At 58.2% G+C, this 15,757-nt stretch carries 12 protein-coding genes; 1 reads left to right on the forward strand and 11 read right to left on the reverse strand.

All coding sequences use genetic code 11. From position 1 onward, the window contains the following. The 8 genes from bglX to AB4043_RS02315 all read right to left on the reverse strand — a co-directional run. A partial coding sequence (gene bglX, locus AB4043_RS02280; RefSeq protein ID WP_442306425.1) for a beta-glucosidase BglX occupies nucleotides 1–2,185 on the reverse strand: 2,185 nt, incomplete at its 3' end. A 28-nt stretch (nucleotides 2,186–2,213) separates the two neighbouring features. Then, complete coding sequence (locus AB4043_RS02285) at nucleotides 2,214–2,846, reverse strand: carboxylesterase family protein (RefSeq protein ID WP_442306431.1); 633 nt, start codon at nucleotides 2,844–2,846, stop codon at nucleotides 2,214–2,216. Beyond that, on the reverse strand, nucleotides 2,746–3,297 hold the full coding sequence (locus AB4043_RS02290; RefSeq protein WP_442306426.1) for a carboxylesterase family protein: 552 nt from the start codon (nucleotides 3,295–3,297) through the stop codon (nucleotides 2,746–2,748). The genes AB4043_RS02285 and AB4043_RS02290 overlap by 101 nt, the downstream gene beginning before the upstream one ends. A 128-nt stretch (nucleotides 3,298–3,425) precedes the next feature. Next, nucleotides 3,426–4,829, reverse strand: a complete 1,404-nt coding sequence (locus tag AB4043_RS02295) for a glycoside hydrolase family 30 protein (protein WP_442302037.1) — start codon at nucleotides 4,827–4,829, stop codon at nucleotides 3,426–3,428. Nucleotides 4,830–5,198: 369 nt separating this feature from the next. Beyond that, nucleotides 5,199–8,561: a carboxypeptidase regulatory-like domain-containing protein gene (locus AB4043_RS02300; RefSeq protein WP_442306427.1), complete on the reverse strand. Its 3,363-nt coding sequence runs from the start codon at nucleotides 8,559–8,561 to the stop codon at nucleotides 5,199–5,201. A 145-nt stretch (nucleotides 8,562–8,706) separates the two neighbouring features. Next, on the reverse strand, nucleotides 8,707–9,804 hold the full coding sequence (locus tag AB4043_RS02305; RefSeq protein WP_442302035.1) for a LacI family DNA-binding transcriptional regulator: 1,098 nt from the start codon (nucleotides 9,802–9,804) through the stop codon (nucleotides 8,707–8,709). A gap of 407 nt (nucleotides 9,805–10,211) precedes the next feature. After that, complete coding sequence (locus AB4043_RS02310) at nucleotides 10,212–10,730, reverse strand: cupin domain-containing protein (protein ID WP_442302034.1); 519 nt, start codon at nucleotides 10,728–10,730, stop codon at nucleotides 10,212–10,214. Nucleotides 10,731–10,874: 144 nt separating this feature from the next. Beyond that, complete coding sequence (locus AB4043_RS02315) at nucleotides 10,875–11,597, reverse strand: Abi-alpha family protein (protein WP_442302033.1); 723 nt, start codon at nucleotides 11,595–11,597, stop codon at nucleotides 10,875–10,877. A 130-nt stretch (nucleotides 11,598–11,727) separates the two neighbouring features. Here AB4043_RS02315 and AB4043_RS02320 point away from each other — a divergent pair, with 130 nt between their 5' ends. Next, on the forward strand, nucleotides 11,728–12,552 hold the full coding sequence (locus AB4043_RS02320) for an abortive infection family protein (protein WP_442302032.1): 825 nt from the start codon (nucleotides 11,728–11,730) through the stop codon (nucleotides 12,550–12,552). Between the two features lie 62 nt (nucleotides 12,553–12,614). Here AB4043_RS02320 and AB4043_RS02325 read toward each other — a convergent pair whose 3' ends face one another. The 3 genes from AB4043_RS02325 to AB4043_RS02335 form a co-directional block, all read right to left on the reverse strand. Continuing rightward, the gene (locus tag AB4043_RS02325) at nucleotides 12,615–13,976 is read right to left on the reverse strand and encodes a hypothetical protein (RefSeq protein ID WP_442306428.1); all 1,362 of its coding nucleotides are present in this window, start codon (nucleotides 13,974–13,976) and stop codon (nucleotides 12,615–12,617) included. 241 nt (nucleotides 13,977–14,217) lie between these two features. Beyond that, nucleotides 14,218–15,081, reverse strand: coding sequence for a serine hydrolase domain-containing protein (locus AB4043_RS02330; protein WP_442306429.1), 864 nt, complete (start codon nucleotides 15,079–15,081; stop codon nucleotides 14,218–14,220). A 255-nt stretch (nucleotides 15,082–15,336) separates the two neighbouring features. Beyond that, the coding region (locus AB4043_RS02335) for a putative quinol monooxygenase (RefSeq protein ID WP_442306430.1) at nucleotides 15,337–15,757 on the reverse strand (421 nt) is incomplete at its 5' end.

A 15,757-nucleotide genomic window follows, 5' to 3' on the forward strand; every position in this document is an offset into this window, starting at 1 on the left:
CCACCGGGCTCCAGTAGGAGAGCTCTTTGACTGGGATCTGTAGCTCGACGGTTTTGGTTTCGCCCGCAGCCAGCCATACCTTCTGGAAGGCCTTGAGCTCGCGCACCGGACGTGCTGCACTGCCTGCGCGCTGATGGGTATAGACCTGCACCACCTGTGCGCCTGCGACCTTGGAGGTGTTCTCTACCGTGACGCGAGCGCAGATGGTTCCGTCTGCGTTGATCGTCTCCGCGTCGAGTGTCATGCCCTTCATGCGGATCTCCGCGTAGCTGAGTCCATAGCCGAAGGGATAGAGCGGAGCGCTGGAGGTGTCCCAGTAGCGGTGCTCTGTGTTGTCGGGGTTTTGTGGGATCGACTGGTAGTAGTACAGCGGCTCCTGTCCGGACTCGCGCGGCCAGGTTGCGGGCAGATGTCCGCTGGGGTTGACCTTGCCGAGCAGCAGGTTTGCCGCTGCGTGTCCGCCTTCGGTGCCGGGATACCAGATGTTCAGGATTGCGGGCACGTGCTGCTGTGCCCAGGTGATGTCGAGCGGGCGGCCGGTCATCAGCACCAGCACAACTGGCCTACCGAGGGCCACAACTGCTTCGAGTAATTTTTGTTGCTCGCCGGGAAGGTTCAGCCGAGCGCGCGATGCTGCCTCGCCGCTCATGGTCTGCGCTTCGCCTAAGACCAGCACCGTTGTTTCAGCATTGCGGGCAAGCTCGATTGCGTGCGCGAAGGCTTCGGCTTTGGCTGCATCGGTGGTGAGCGTGGGCTTCTCCGGAACAACCTGCTCGTCGAAGATGGTGGCGGAGCCGCGCTCGATCTCGACGCCGACGGCTGCGTCGATCCTGGTCTGCGGCAGAGATTCGCGCAGAGCTTCAACAACCGTCACGGTATCGCGGCGGTCGCCGTGGATGGCCCACGAGCCCATGGTGTCGAGCTTGCTGTCAGCAAGCGGGCCGATGACGGCCAAGCTGTGCAGGCTCCCGCTCAGCGGTAAGAGATGATTCTCGTTCTTGAGCAGGACGGCGGTCTGTTCCGCTGCGGTGCGCGATGCGGTGCGCTCTTCTGCGGAGAGCGTCACCTGCTGGAAGTTCTTGAGGTCGACGTACGGATTCTCGAAGAGGCCCATGCGGTACTTGATCGTTAGGATGGGACGCACCAGGGCATCGATCTCCGACTCAGGAATCCGGCCCGACTTTACGGCTGCGGGAATCCACTTGCGATAGGTTGAGCCGGTCATCTCCATGTTTACGCCGGCCTGCACCCCTCGGATCGCAGCGTCTTCTTCGTCCTTCGCGAAACCGTGGGTCTTCATGCTGCCGACCGACTCCCAGTCGCTGACGACGAAGCCTTTGAATCCCCACTCGTGCCGCAGCACATCCGTCAGCAGCCAGCGGTTGCCGGTGGCTGGAACGCCGTTGAGGTTCTGATAGGCAGACATCACGGTGGCCGCGCCTGCATCGACTCCGGCCTTGTAGGGGCGCAGGTAGACGTTCTGCAACTGCTCATCGGAGATGTTGGTGCTGTCGTAGTCGCGTCCTCCCTCGGCTGCACCGTAGCCTGCGAAGTGCTTGACCGACACCAGGATGTGATCGGGAGCGCCGGCGTACTTACCCTGAAAGCCGCGCACCTGCGCTGCGGCCATCTGCTCGCCGAGATAGGGGTCTTCGCCTGCGCCTTCCATGATGCGTCCCCAGCGTGCGTCGCGGGCGATGTCGACCATCGGAGCAAAGGCCCAGTGCACGCCGGCGGCACGCGCCTCACGCGCGGCCATCGACTGCGTGCGTTCGACCAGCGCGGGATCCCACGACGAGGCCATCGCCAGCGGCACCGGCATGATGGTGCGGAAGCCGTGGATGACGTCATAGCCGAAGAGGATGGGGATATGCAGCCGCGACTCCGTCATGGCGATCCGCTGGAGACTATTGATGCGTTCGGGATCGGTGAAGAAGAGGAAGCTGCCGATGCCGTTCTTTGCCAGGGCATCGGCCTTCTCTTTGGGCGTGTACATGGGCTGGCCGGCGGCCTGCTCCATTTGCTCAACCTTTTCTTCCAGCGTCATCTGCCTTAGCAGCGCATCGACCTTCTTCTGGATCGCCGCGTCGTCCTTTGCGGTTTGTCCGGGCAGGCAGGCCGCAAGGGAGAACAGAAGAGCACCGGCGACGGCGCGGGGAAGGCGATTGGGAAGACGGTTCAGCATGAGCTCACTTTCGTATCTCGGTTAGGGTTCACTGCGTGAGCAGGCCGTTCCACAAGGCCAGCTCGTCGGCCTGTGGACGCTGCGCGACGTGGCTGGGTACGTCGAGGATCATGGTTGTCTGTTTGCCGGTATCGAAGGTAGGCCATGCGGGCGTACCCGGTACTGGCATGGCTTCGCCCTTAAGGAAGGCAGTCCAGGCCGCGTGCATGGTGCCCGCTAATGTCTTCGCATTCGCGGCTGCTTCCGGCGGGAGATGGTTCCAGGCGAAGCGCAGGTCGTAGGAGTGGAAGGCCAGCCCTGCGTAGTTTCCTTCGCCGGGGAAGTCGAGGCGGTAGAGGTACGTCTCATTCCCACCGCCGGCATGCGCTTCGGCAACACGCATAGTGGGCACCCAGTACTCTTCCGCGGTGACGCTGCGGATGCGGCGCATCTCCGGCGAGAGATTGGGGTAGAGCTTCTTGTAGGCCTCGTCGATGGGATGGAACTTTTCTACCGTCAGATTGCCGAGGTCCTGACTGCCGGCATCCTTTGCCGGATGCGTGCCGATGAACGAGGCACTCTCATCGCGGTTGGTGCCGATGAGCAGGCGTTTGCCGCGTGTCGAGCCGCCGCGGATGGCTGCGAGCGGTGTCTGCTGGATGAGGTCGCCATCGATCTCCACACGCAGTGGGAAGCCCGCTATTGCCATTCCGGGCGAAGTTCGTTCCATCGAACATGGGATCGAAGGAGCGGCCGCCGGTGAAGCCGCCGCCGTGGATCCAGACATAGACCGGGAATGGTCCAGCACCCTGGGGAGCCCAGATGTTGAGATAGAGGCAGTCTTCGCTCTGAGGGTGACTTTTATCCTGCTGATACGCAGAGGCGGCAAACTCAGTCGCGTTACGGATCTGCTTCCACGGAGTGACTGGCTGCGGCGCACGGAAACGGAGATCGCCCACAGGAGGCTGCGCAAAGGGAACGCCGCGGAAGACGCGAACTCCCTCGATCTGCAAACCACGCAGCGGGCCTGAGGGTGTCTTGACGACGACCTCGTTTGCACCTTGTGCAGCCGCATAGCGCAAGCCGCTGATCGCCAGCGTGGCCTGTTGGACAAACTCTCTCCGTGTCAGCATCGCAAAAACCTTTCCTCAGAGCATTTTTCCTGTTGCTGCGTATCCCGAAGGTAAGTGCAGCGGCGTTTTCATTACGGAAAACGCCCATAGATGCGGAATCCCTACACTACACCTACAGAAAAAATGTCTCACCAGACGTAGGTTGCGACGGCGCCGGCGGCCAGCGAGGTATGGAAGGTCTTTCCATGGAACCGTACGCTGAACTCACGCGCCTCCGCATCCGGGTTGCTGACCAGCAGAACATACTTTCCCTTGGGCGTGCGTAGGACTACCTCGGAGGGGCAGGTTCCGTCGCATGTCGATCCGATACGTACCGAGCCGGGAGGAACAAACTTCGAGGCGTGGGCGGCGGTGTAGTGCGCCACCAGACGTGCGACCTTGTCGCCATCCAGTGTCAGCGAGCCTGAGCACATGGGGCAGCCGCCATTGTTGGTGTGCGGCCCGTTCTGCGGATCGGCGGCGAGATTCCAGAGCAGCACATTGCGGCTCCAGTTATTCAGCGCTCCGATCACGACGCGCGAGAAGGGGCGCGCGATCGGCATCGGTTCCTTGGTTTTGTAAGCAACCACCATCTGCTCGGTGAAGTAGATGTTCTTTTGCGGATAGGCATCGTGGACGGCTGTCATGGCGCTGATGTCACCGAGGTAGAGATGGAAGCCGGAGCCGTCGGCCACGGGGCCGGACTTTGCATCCTTCAATACCGTCTCCGGATAGTTGGGATGATCGCAGTTGTGATCGAAGGCGATGATCCTGGTCTGCAGCCCGGCTGTGTGCAATGCAGGGCCAAGGTGCTGACCGATGAACTCGGCCTCTTCATCGGCGGTCATCACCAGGCTGGGCGTGTTCTTCGGGTTCTCCGGCTCGTTCTGCACGGTCAGCGCATCGATGGTGATGCCGTGCGCCTTCATGCCCTGGAGATACTTCACCCAGTACTGCGCGTAGGCCGGGTAATACTCTTTCTTGAGGGCTCCGCCTTTTACGTTTTCATTGGTCTTCATCCAGGAGGGTGCGGTCCATGGAGAGGCGAGGATTTTGAGCCTGGGGTTAGTCGTCAGAATCTCTTTCAGTACCGGGATGACATCCTTCTCATCCTCGGCGAGCGTGAAGTGCTTCAGCTCGGGATCGGTCTCACCGGTGGGCATGTCGTCGTAGGTGTAGACGTAGGCGTTCATATCGGAGGCGCCAACGGAGACACGGAGATACGACATCCCGATCTGTCCGTCGCCGTTGCCGAAGAGCTCGTGCAGCAGGTTGCTGCGGGCCGCGGGCGTCATCTTCATCAGGAGCTGTGCGGAGCCGCCGGTCAGGGCGTGGCCGAAGCCGTCGATGGTTTGGAAACGTTTTGCATCATCAACCGAGATTGTGGCGCCGGTGGCGGGGGTCTTGCTCCATTTCAGATCGGTTTCGCGATGCAGGAGCTTTGCGCCGTCGTTGGTGGTGAGCCATACCTGGGCTGGTTTTTGGGCTATAGCCGCGTTGAGCGAAAGTGCGAGGATTCCGATCGATAGTTTTTGCGTGATTTTCGATTGCATATAGTTTGTCGCCAATATCCCACCCATCGCGTTATCACCCCAACGAACAAGTTCGTCGGGGACCCCGATTCGCGATATGGATGGGGCACCCAGTGCATGAGGTCCCAAATGTGACTGCCGCACTATAGAGCGGGCTTTCAGCCCTTTAACTTCTATTTGGCAGCAAACCTGGGGCGTTGCCCCAGGCTGGTATAGAGCGCGCCTTCAGCGCTTTTCACCCGAAGCTTATATTGCCCGGGTGCCCCACCTTCGCAACGCTAGGGTGGGTTAGGAATACCAAAATCCGTAACAAGGAACAAAAATCGAATTTGTAGTTACACCAGAAAAAATGAGAGGCGGGTAGTTGCACCCGCCTCTCAGGCCAGGAGATTAGAACGAGAAGCGACCCATGAGCTGGATTGCTCGCCCGCCTACGAACAGGTTGGTTGAGGTGATCTTTCCGAAGTTTCCGTTGGTGATGGAGCTGTTCGGGTTTGCGAAGACCGGGTGGTTCAGTACGTTGGTTGCGTCGGCACGCAGCTCAAACTTGTACTGCTCCTTATAGAGGTTGAAGGTCTTGCCGAGCGAGGTGTTGAAGCTCACGATGCCGGGGCCGTAGACGTTGTTGCGATGGAAGTTGCCGAAGGTTCCGTTCGCAGGGATGATGAATGCGGCGTTGGTGTCGGGGCCTACCTTCTGGCCGCTCTGGCTGATGTAGGTGGTGTTGAACCAGTGGTCGCGAGTGCGGTCACCGAGCGTAGGACTGCTGGCCCAGTTCGGATACATGTTGCCCGAACCGGCATAGGTCTGCGCCAGCGTTGACGGAATGGTGATGGTCATCGGATTACCCGACTGCAGCTGGTAGGTGGTTGAAAGCTGCCATCCGCCCACTGCCTGGTCAAGCAGGTAGTTATTGTTCAGGAAACGCTGTCCCTTGCCGAAGGGAAGCACATAGATCGCGTCTCCCTTGAAGGCGTTGCGCACGTCGAAGTTCGAGGGACCGTAGTTGGCTCCCACGTCATACGAGTTCTGATAGGTGGTGGTGCCGTTGCGGCTGCCCCACGCCGACGAGTCGAACTCGCTGAGGAACTTCGACCATACATAGCTGGCATCGAAGGACAGGCTGTGTGTCAGGCGCTTCTGGAAGGCAGCCTGCAGCGAGTTGTAGTTGGCATCGGCGTTGAAGGTGCTGCCGCTGATCGAGGTGAACTGCGGGAACGGACGGAACTGCTGGTCGACGACGGCCAGCTTGTCGACCGGCACCTGGTTGATATCGCGGCTGAAGGTGAGGTTGACCGAGCGGCTGCCAACGAACGCGAGGCTCGCTTTCATGTCGCTGCCGATCTGCTTCTCAACCGTGAGATTGTACTGGTGGATCTTGGTCACCGGCGTGTGCTGGTTGGTGAACGAGACACCCTGTCCGTTGTACGCACCCGAGTCCGTCGTCGGCCCGATGTACGGGAACTGCGGATTCGCGGCTGACAGCTTGCCGATCGCGGTTTGGCCGTTGCTGGTATCTGACAGCGACCCCTTGAAGCCGAAGGCCGCACCCTCGTCGCCGCCGTACGTATCCAGGCTCCAGAGGTAGGCATACAGACCGTAGCCGCCGCGGATCACAAAGCCCGGACGGTACTGCCAGGCAAAGCCCACGCGCGGGAGCACGGTGTCGTAGACGTTGTTCTGCAACTGCGAGCGACCGTTCGTCTTGGTGGTGGCATACCACATGCCGCCCAGGGTGTTGGTCACGCTGTTGGTTACGGTGGGATCGAAGGTACGCTGGTTGCCCTTGGTGTCAGACCAGCCTTCCATGATCTGGTAGCGCAGGCCGAGGTTGACGGTAAGGTTCGGCGTCAGCTTCCAGTCATCCTGGACGAACATCTGCGGAGCCTTCTGACGGCCGGCATATTCAGGCGTGACCTGTGCCGACCAGCTGTTGATCTGCTCGGTGTAGAGATCGGCCCAGGCATTGCCCGTAGACGCCTGATTGCCGCCTGCCGCCGTCTGGCAGTAGGTGCACTGCGTATAGACACCGGTGAAGCCGAGCGTCGATCCGTTGATATTGCCGTATGCGGTCGAGTTGTCCTGGAAGATCATGTACTCGCCGCCGACGTGCAGGATGTGCTTGCCGCGGATCATCGTCACCACGTCCGAAGGATCGTAGTTGTGCTCCTTGTAGGTGAAGGGCGAGAGCGGCTGGTTGACGCCCGAATAAGACGAGATATTGAAGGTCGGGATAATGTCGAACTTCAGGTACGGCAGACCCAGCGACGGCCCAAGACCGGTTCCCTGCGAATCCGGAATGAAGAAGTTGAGCTGGTTGGTATAGCCCAGGCGCGCTTCGTTGATGGTGTGCGAGCTGATGTTCCACACGTCGGTGATCTGCGAGTTATAGCTGCTGACATCGCCGGTCATACAGACGAGGGGGCATCCCAGGCCATTGACGTAACGGGCCGGGTTGTCACGCTCGCTCACTGAGCCGGTCAGACGGTTCGACGGCGAGATGTCATAGTCGAAACGGCCGAAGTAGCGGCTGTAGGGATTGGTGGAACGCAGGTTGTAGTAGTAGTTGTTCGCCGTAACGCCGGTCGTAGGGCTGGTGGACGAGTTCGATCCGTTATAGTTCGCCTTCGGGAACAGCGCCAGGACCTTTGCCGCCGCCGGCGAGATCGGCACCTGGTTGTTCGCGAACTGGTTGCGCTTGATGTACGTCTTTCCGCTGACGGTCACCTGCGACGTGGTGTTGGGGTCATAGACCGGGGCCATGCCGGAGAAGTCTCCGCGGCGCATCGCATCGGTGGGTACCGTCTGGTAGCCGGTGCTCGCGCTGAGGCTGATGGTGCGGTCGTAGTTGAAGTAGAAGAACAGGCGGTTCTTTCCGCCCAGCGACTGCGGCAGCCATATCGGTCCGCCGATCGATCCACCGAAGTCGTGGTAACGGCGATAGGGCTTCGAGGTCTGATAGAAGCTGCGCGCATTCAGCGCATCGTTCTGGAAGTACTCGTACGCCGCTCCGTGGAAGGTAGAGCTTCCGCCCTTGCTGATCTGGTTCATGATCACGCCGCCGGTACCGAACTGCGCGGAGAAGGCTGAGGTATTGACCTGCACCTCCTGCACCGTCTCGAAGGTCGACACATCGGCATTGCCGGAGTGCGACAGAGCGGACGAGGCGCCGTCAGCCAACACAGCGTTGTAAGGCAGGTTGCCGTTTACCGAGTAGGCCTGGCCGGTGTTGGTGGTTCCGGAGGTCGAGGTCGCGGTCGCACCCGGAATCAGCTTGATGAAGTTCTGCCAGTCCGGAGTAGGGTTCGGCAGCTTGGACAGGACCTTGGCTTCCAGAGTGGTGGACTGTTCGCCGGTCTCGGTCTGAATGAGCGGCACATCTTCGGCCACAACGACCGAGGTCTCGGTGGCGCCCACCTTCAGTTGAGCGTTCACGGTGATGACGCCGACCTGCAGCGTAATCTGCGAACGGACGTAGCTGGAGAAGCCTTCCTTCACGATGGTGACCTGGTAGTTGTCGGTCACGATCGGGCCGGTGTCGTACAGACCGGATGTGTCTGTGGTGTAGGTAGTGGTGACGCCCTTGTCCTTATCGAGAACGGTGACGGTTGCTCCGRCGATCACGGCTCCTGTCGGATCGGTGACCACGCCGCGGATATCGCCTGCATTCGCATTCTGAGCCTCTGCCGACCAGGTCGCCAGAGAAAGTACAAGAACGCCCGCTGCAGCAAGCTGCTTGCGAGAGATTGACATATTGTGCCTCCAAATGAGCAGCCTTCGCGCCATGAACAATCGATTGTTTTGAAAATGCCTATTTCTCCACTCATGAAGACAATCGATTGTTTGTGATAGACGCGGGTCTGCCGGCAGTCATTAGAGGCTTTGGCCGACAATGCTGTCAAGAGCTTTTTGCAGAGGCGCGCCCAACCGGGTAACGGTACGGAGCCCGTCCGGTCGACTCGCGGAAGATCAGCTCCGGCTCTACTGCAATGTCATCGCCGTCACGCTCGCCTTTGAGACGAGTAAGAAGGACTTTGGCGGCGGTCTCGCCCATCGCCTGCAGCGGCTGGCGGATGGTGGTGATCGATGGCCGGGCAAAGACCGAGACGCGGATGTCGTCGAAGCCGATGATCGAGACATCTTCCGGCACGCGCAGACCAGCGTCGCCTACCGCACGAATGGCGCCCAGGGCGGCGATGTCGTTGAAGCAGACGATGGCGGTGAAGTCGCGCGACTGCTTCATCAGCTTCTGCACCACGGTGTAGCCCAGCTCCGGCGAGGTGATGTCGCGATCGAGCTGCATGACCAGACCTTCGGGGATGGAGATCTTGAAGCGCTTGGCAGCATCCGACATGGCCTTCCAGCGGCTTTCGGAGTCGGAGCTGAAGGCCTGTCCGCGGATGAAGGCGATGCGCTTGTGGCCAAGGTCGCGGAGGTGGCGCATGGTCAGCTCGGCGGCGTGCTCGTGGTTCAGCATCACGTTGGTGATGCCGGGAATATGCGCATGACCGGCGACGGCGACACAGGGCACCTGCAGCGACCTGGTCAGATGCGTATCGATCGCGATGAAGCCCTGAACACCGCGCGAGATCAGCATCTCGATGTAGCCTTCGGTCTTTTCCTCACTGTGGCGATGCTGCGCGATGAGGTAGGAGTACTGGTTGCGCTCCAGCTCGCTGGCGACGCCGCTGAGCACCTGGGCGTGGTACTCCTCACCGACCAGGGGGAGAAGGATACCGAAGGTGCGGGTGTCCTGCTGGCGCAGCGAGCGGGCGAGGAGGCTGGGGCTGTAGTTGAACTCTTTGGCGGCGTCCTTGATGCGCTGGCGTGTGGCCGGCGAGATGGAGCGGCCGGGTACATCGTTCAGCACGACGGAGACGGTGGAGGGGTCGACCTTCAGGTAAGCGGCAAGCTCCTTGAGGCTGATGCGTTTTCCCGCGATGGACGGCTTTGCCGGCGCCTGCTTGCGACCACGACCTTTTGTCGATTCGGACACTCTTGACTAGACCAGGAAACACTTTCAAAAAGTAGCGGGCCGGTTGGGTGACAACCGGCCCGTTCTCAGTATGCAGAATTTATTGCCGTGCACGGCACATCTCTTTTGGACGGGCTCTCGTGCGGATCGGGTTACATGACTTAGGGCGTAGCTACAAATTCGCCTTTGCTGAAGAACTATAGAGCGGGCCTTCAGCCCTTTAAGAATCTTGTGGGCACCAAACCTGGGGCGTTGCCCTAGGCTGGTATAGAGCGCGCCTTTCCACCCCAATGAACAAGTTCATTGGGGACCCCGGCTTTCAGCGCTCAGCCGCTTACCCCGCAGGGTGCCCCGCCCTCGCAACGCTAGGGTGGGTTCGGAACACCCAAGATTTTCAACAAAACTCAAATCGAATCTCTCGAGACGCCCTACGCGGTGGTCGCGTTGATCAGTACAAAGCTCACGCTGGTCTTGGTGACGCGCTTATGCGGAGTCATGCGGGGGATGAAGAAGTAGTCGCCCTTCTTGAGTGTGACTGCGGTCGCGCCTTCGGAGTCGGGGCAGAGAAACTCACCCGGCTTGGTCTGACGGGGATTCTTCGGGGTTCCGCCGACATAGTACGTCGCCTCGCCATCGAGGATCTGGAAGACATGGTCGCGGGTCTGGTGATACTCAAACTCGGGAGCGGCCTTGGCGACCTCGTTGGTCAGCACCATGGTCACGGCAGTTCCCTTGCCATCGACCAGGTCCTTGTTGCCCGGCTTCTGATGGACAGCCTGCAGCAGCTCCGCGAGCTTCTCCGCGGTGATCGGCTGGAAGGCAACCGGAGGACCGGAAGGAGCAGCCTGCGCAGCGGCGTCTTTGGAGGACAGGGCAGCAGCGCCCAATCCAAGCGCAGCAGCAGACGCGGAACCGAGGAACGAACGGCGGGACGAACGTGTCTTCATACGTGAAAGCCTCTTTTCGAGCATCAGAGTATCAGGTTGGGGAAATGATGCGCATTGGGGATCGGACAGATGCTGCCTTGAATTGCCCAGCAATCAAACGGCTCTCACCACTTCGATCCGAACAGCCAGGTGTAACTAGCGAAACTAGTCAGTATTCTTTCGAGGGCCGCGACAGGCTTGAAGGAAGCACTCGGCATAGGCAGTAAGGATGTATTGGTATTCAACCTCTGCGTCGATATCGTCGAACGCGCTCTCGATATCATGCACAGTATTTTCCATGTTCTTGGCGTCGTAACTGATTCTCCATGCACTGGTTTCCATCTTCACATTGAACTCCCGTTCAATTAAACCTAGGCGCTCGTATGTTTCGCGTGCTCCTGTGGGAGCGCCCCAACTTCCAGTGAACGCTTGGTATGGGATCGCATGGCCGCCCGCCAAGGGGCGTTTTTGAAGCTTAGATACCTCAATGACAATGTGATCGAGATGCTTTGCTTCCTTGGGAGTTAACTGCTTGAGTGTTTCGATAAACGATGGAGAAAGCGAATCGGCCTCTTGAGACGCAGAGGCGAGCAGACCCGCCCAACGCTCTTGCAGATCTTCATTATCTTCAACAGAACAAGTATCCAGAATCGGAAGGAGCAATCGAGTTGGGATTGGTTTGGGAGGCAGACCTGCCTCCTGGAGAATGCGCCTGGTCTTCTCGGTTGTTTTTAGAAAATTCTTGACGCGATAAACCTTTACATTGTCAGCGAGAATAGCCCCAAGTTCCTCAAAAGCGGGCCCGGCAAGCTTCTTTAGAAGATCGGTAAGATTTGCAGCTGCTCCAGATTTGAGAATTTCTCCTGCGCCGTCCATAGTGCCTGACATGATAACAATGCAGCCTGCTCAGTTGAAACCACAATCACGCCCCGCACAACTTAGGAATACGCTCGACGGTGACTCATTCATCGATATGAGCTAAGAATCCCAGTGCCAGCAATCTGGCAAAATCATTGAGATGGCAAACCTACGGTTTGATGAGAGGCAGACACTAGAGCATGTTCTCGGCATGAAGAGCGGCTACGTGCTTGATCTCAGCAACTCTGAATTCAGTCAACTCATTTTCGATACTGTAGCAATAGATATTTACACGCGAACATACGAAGGACGCGGCAACTCCAAGGCAAACAGGCTTCGTGAGCTTTGGTCGAAGGAAGATTCCCATACCGTAGCAATTGTTCTCGAAGCTTTGCTTCGTCGTGAAGCGCGCCATCCAGAGGTGTACCGCACGCCACCGATCAACGATCGCGACCGTGCTGATTGCCAAGACATTGTGAGCAGATTGCGTTCCGCTGCCGAAACAGATCCCCTGCCACTGGTCAACGTCGGCAATACGCACGTGACCTTTGTCCAGGTTCGAGACGAGGTAAAGCGTTATAACGAAGAAGGTCGCTTCGAGGTCGGAATCGACCGGCTGCATACATTTCTGACACAGTACCTACGGTTACTAATCGCAAAGCGCAATGGAGGAGCGCCCGACGAAGGCGTGCCGCTCCACTCCCTCATGGGGACATACGCTAAGTTTATCCAGAAGGATTCCAGTCCCACAGAGATGGCTGTGCGCATCCTGCGCTCTTCGATCTCTACGCTTGAGGCATTCAATTCAATCCGCAATAACAGCAGCCTCGCACATCCAAACGACAGCGTGCTTAATAAGCATGAGGCCCGCTTTGTCTTCTCTCATGTTATAGCCCTCGTGCGCTTCATTGAAGAAGTTGAAGAGATCGCCGCTCAAAGGAACATTCACGCGGCTCCCGACCCGGACGACGACATCCCCTTTTAGGAGACACCTCCGGGTTCATCTACCAGCGCCGACGTTATTAGGCGTCCCAGCGCTCCGCTTGCTCATATCTCGCCCTCACAACGGGCGAGGACTAGGCTCCTCAGAGTGTGAAGATAAGTGTCGTCCACACCTCGCGAATATGATCGCTCTGTTTCCATAAAGAGATACCGATAGCAGAAGTTTACAAACAGGATGTGGTCCGTTACTTCAAAGCTTATGCAAGATCGGGTTGACGGAAAGTTCCGTAAACCAGCCAAGACGATTCTTTCTTCCTCGGCGTCGGCAATAGGATAGTGCTCGATACCGTCCGCCTGAAGATCGCTCTTTAGGATGGCGGGGACTACGGTCGCGGAACTATCGGCTTCTACCGGATAGAAAAGGACGGCAGGCGAGGCGAACTCATGAAGATGATCGACGTAGAAGTCTGATCGGTACCCGGCCAGTCGTATGTAGCGCCGGATCAGTGTGCGGCGTGCCTCGTATAGAGTCTGATGTAGACAGGCAAATTCCTCCATCGGGAACTCGTGGCCCGCAAAGCTCTCAGGTCCGATAGGCTGTCTCGATGCATAGTCAATGAGCCACTCTCCGTAGACTCGTTGGGCGAGATCGTCCTCATCCGGGACCGGATTCGAGAGCCAGCGCTCGACCTCCACACGAAGGGTACCTGTGTCCCTCCGCAGTTCTTCATAAATCAAGACAAAGCGTGCAATCGGGTTATCAGAGCTGTAGAGAGAGATGCCGAGCGCGCAATAGAGGGCGTCAATTCCGTAAAGAATGTTGCCACTATAAAGCGTAACGAATCGCTCAACCAAACCTTTATAGAGTTTGCCGGCATTGAGGATCACCGTCCTGTAATAGTGCTCCATCGATTCGACACCATGGATCGCGTGGAGATGAAGCAGCTCAGTTGTGATCGCGCTGGCTTCGAGCAAGTGTTCCAGAGAAATGGAGTCGGACTCAATCAYGCCGTCCGCATACAAGCCCTGGCTGCGATTGAACGCGTCCTCGTCGATATCATCGATCAACTGCTTGAGGAATGCCATCTCAGGATCAGAATGCCAGATCGGGTCATTCACCCCCGCCGGGAGATAACGGTGTTTGGTAAGCCGGCTGAGTATTTGCATTACAGCCAAGGTAATCTTGTGCTGTCGCAGGAACTGTTCGAATAGAGGGCGGCAAAGAAGAGCATCATGGAAGTGCCGGAGCTCATGGAGCAATGTGGCGAAGCGATTGAAGGCTAACGCCGCATCGTCGCCAAAGACTATGCCTGTTTTCCCCTCTCCATCCTCACCAATGAGCTTGAAATAATGATCCTCGGAGTCGGCTCTGCGGAACAAAACGTCGTTCTTGATGAAGACAACAGGAATGCCTTGGAAGAAGAACCCGAGAGTACCGCGAAGTGGATTGGGAGTGGCTACTTTCATTATTTAATCGATCTGTGTTTGGCCATCATCCTAATTGTCGCAATCATTGTCTCCGACCCTGCTTCTACGAAACGAAACCGGCCTGCGTGACGCCTCAGCATCTCTTCAAACAGAGAATACAGCTCGCTATTGTGGCGGAGGGATAAAAATTGGCGACTTCACTAACGCTAAGAGTGCAGTCGCTTCGATATTTCGGGAGCTAGTTTTTCCAGCACCTTCATGCCATTGTCGCTGTTGGTCATCAGGACGAAGCCTGAGTGGTCTTGAGGTGATGATCGTCCTGTGGTCTGGGATCGATGATCTGCATCAGGAACTTTGCGTAGTCGGCGGGAGTAGTTAGGAGTCCGCCAGCGGCGCCGTAGCGTGCGAGATCGATGGCTCGGCTGGTTCCATAGGGTAATGGGTTTCCGTTTGCGTCATGCGGACGTGCGCGGCGTTTGGCGAAGTCCGGGTTCAACACGTAGCCGCTGGAGGTCATGCCGAGAGGAGTGATGACCCGGGATTGCATGGATTCGCCGAAGTCGGTTGCGCAGACCTTTACTCCGGCTTCGAACTGGCCGCACTGCTTCGGGTCGGTGTGGCCGATGAGGTCGTTTACGACCGATTGAAGGTAGTAGTATCCCTCGCCGGAGTAGGACCACCGCTCGCCGGGGTCGGATGCGATTCGCAACGGGTCGTCCGATGAACGCCAGTCGGGGACGAGGCCGCTGGAGTGCGAGAGGATGTGTCGTGCGGTGATGCGGTTGATACGGGGATCGTCTTCGAGGAGACGCCGGTTGGTGTAGGTGGTGAGTGGAGTGTCGAGTGAGAGCATGCCCTGTTCGCATAGCTTTAGAACCAGGTAGGCGAAGACAGGTTTGCTCATCGAGGCGGCTTCGAAGAGTGTGTTGCTGTCAACGGGAGTGCCGGATGCGCGATCGGTGACGCCGAAGCCCTGGAGCCAGATGATTCGGCTGTTTTTGAAGACTGCGAGGGAGAGGCCTGGGACGTTGGTGGACCTCAGGAGCGCGGGGATCTGGGTTTCGAGGTCTTTGAGTTGGGATTGCGATTGGGTGGGAGAAAGAGATGCTGCCGGCAGGAGGCGGAGGAAGGTTCTTCGGTTCATTGGGCCTCCGCTGGAGTTGTGGCGGGATAATGATAGCGGGTGGGATAGCGACTGTTGATGGCGCTGGGACGATTGCCCTCAGCGGTTAAAACCGCTTTCTTTCGGGCTTTATATGGCATGGCTAAAGCCATGCCCTTAAACAGTACATTCGCACCTCTGGTGCGAACTGGCTGCACTGTGTGCAGCGGAAGAAGCGGGTCCTTCGCCTATGGCTCAGGATGACAGGCCTAGAGGTTGGGGGAGTTGCGGAGTTCATCACTTCGACTCGAGCAGCAAGGGCTCTGTCTCGATGAGACGCAGGGACTTCACCATCTCAGCGGTTGCGCTTTTGTACTTCTTGAAATGCGCGGATTGCAGATGTGCCTGATATGCCGCTGGGCTCGCGTACATCTCGAACAGCCTGATCTGGTTTGGGTGATCCTTCACCGTAACCGCATATAAGGCGAGAACCCCTGGCTCAACACGGACAGATGTCTCAATCTCTTCGCGCAGAGCTGCTCGATAGGCGGCCAACTGTGCCGGATCGATCTCCAGTTCCGCGAGCCGCACCAGGCGTTCCGGAGGAATCTCTGCGGCTTGGGAACGTGAGCCTGAGATCAGTATCCCGGCGAATACGGCGCCGGCTAGAACTGCAAGTGTCTTTGCTTTCATTTTTCTCTCCGAGGTTTTGGGCATC

It is taken from the genome of Terriglobus sp. YAF25 (assembly GCF_052113305.1).
GTDB lineage: Bacteria > Acidobacteriota > Terriglobia > Terriglobales > Acidobacteriaceae > Terriglobus.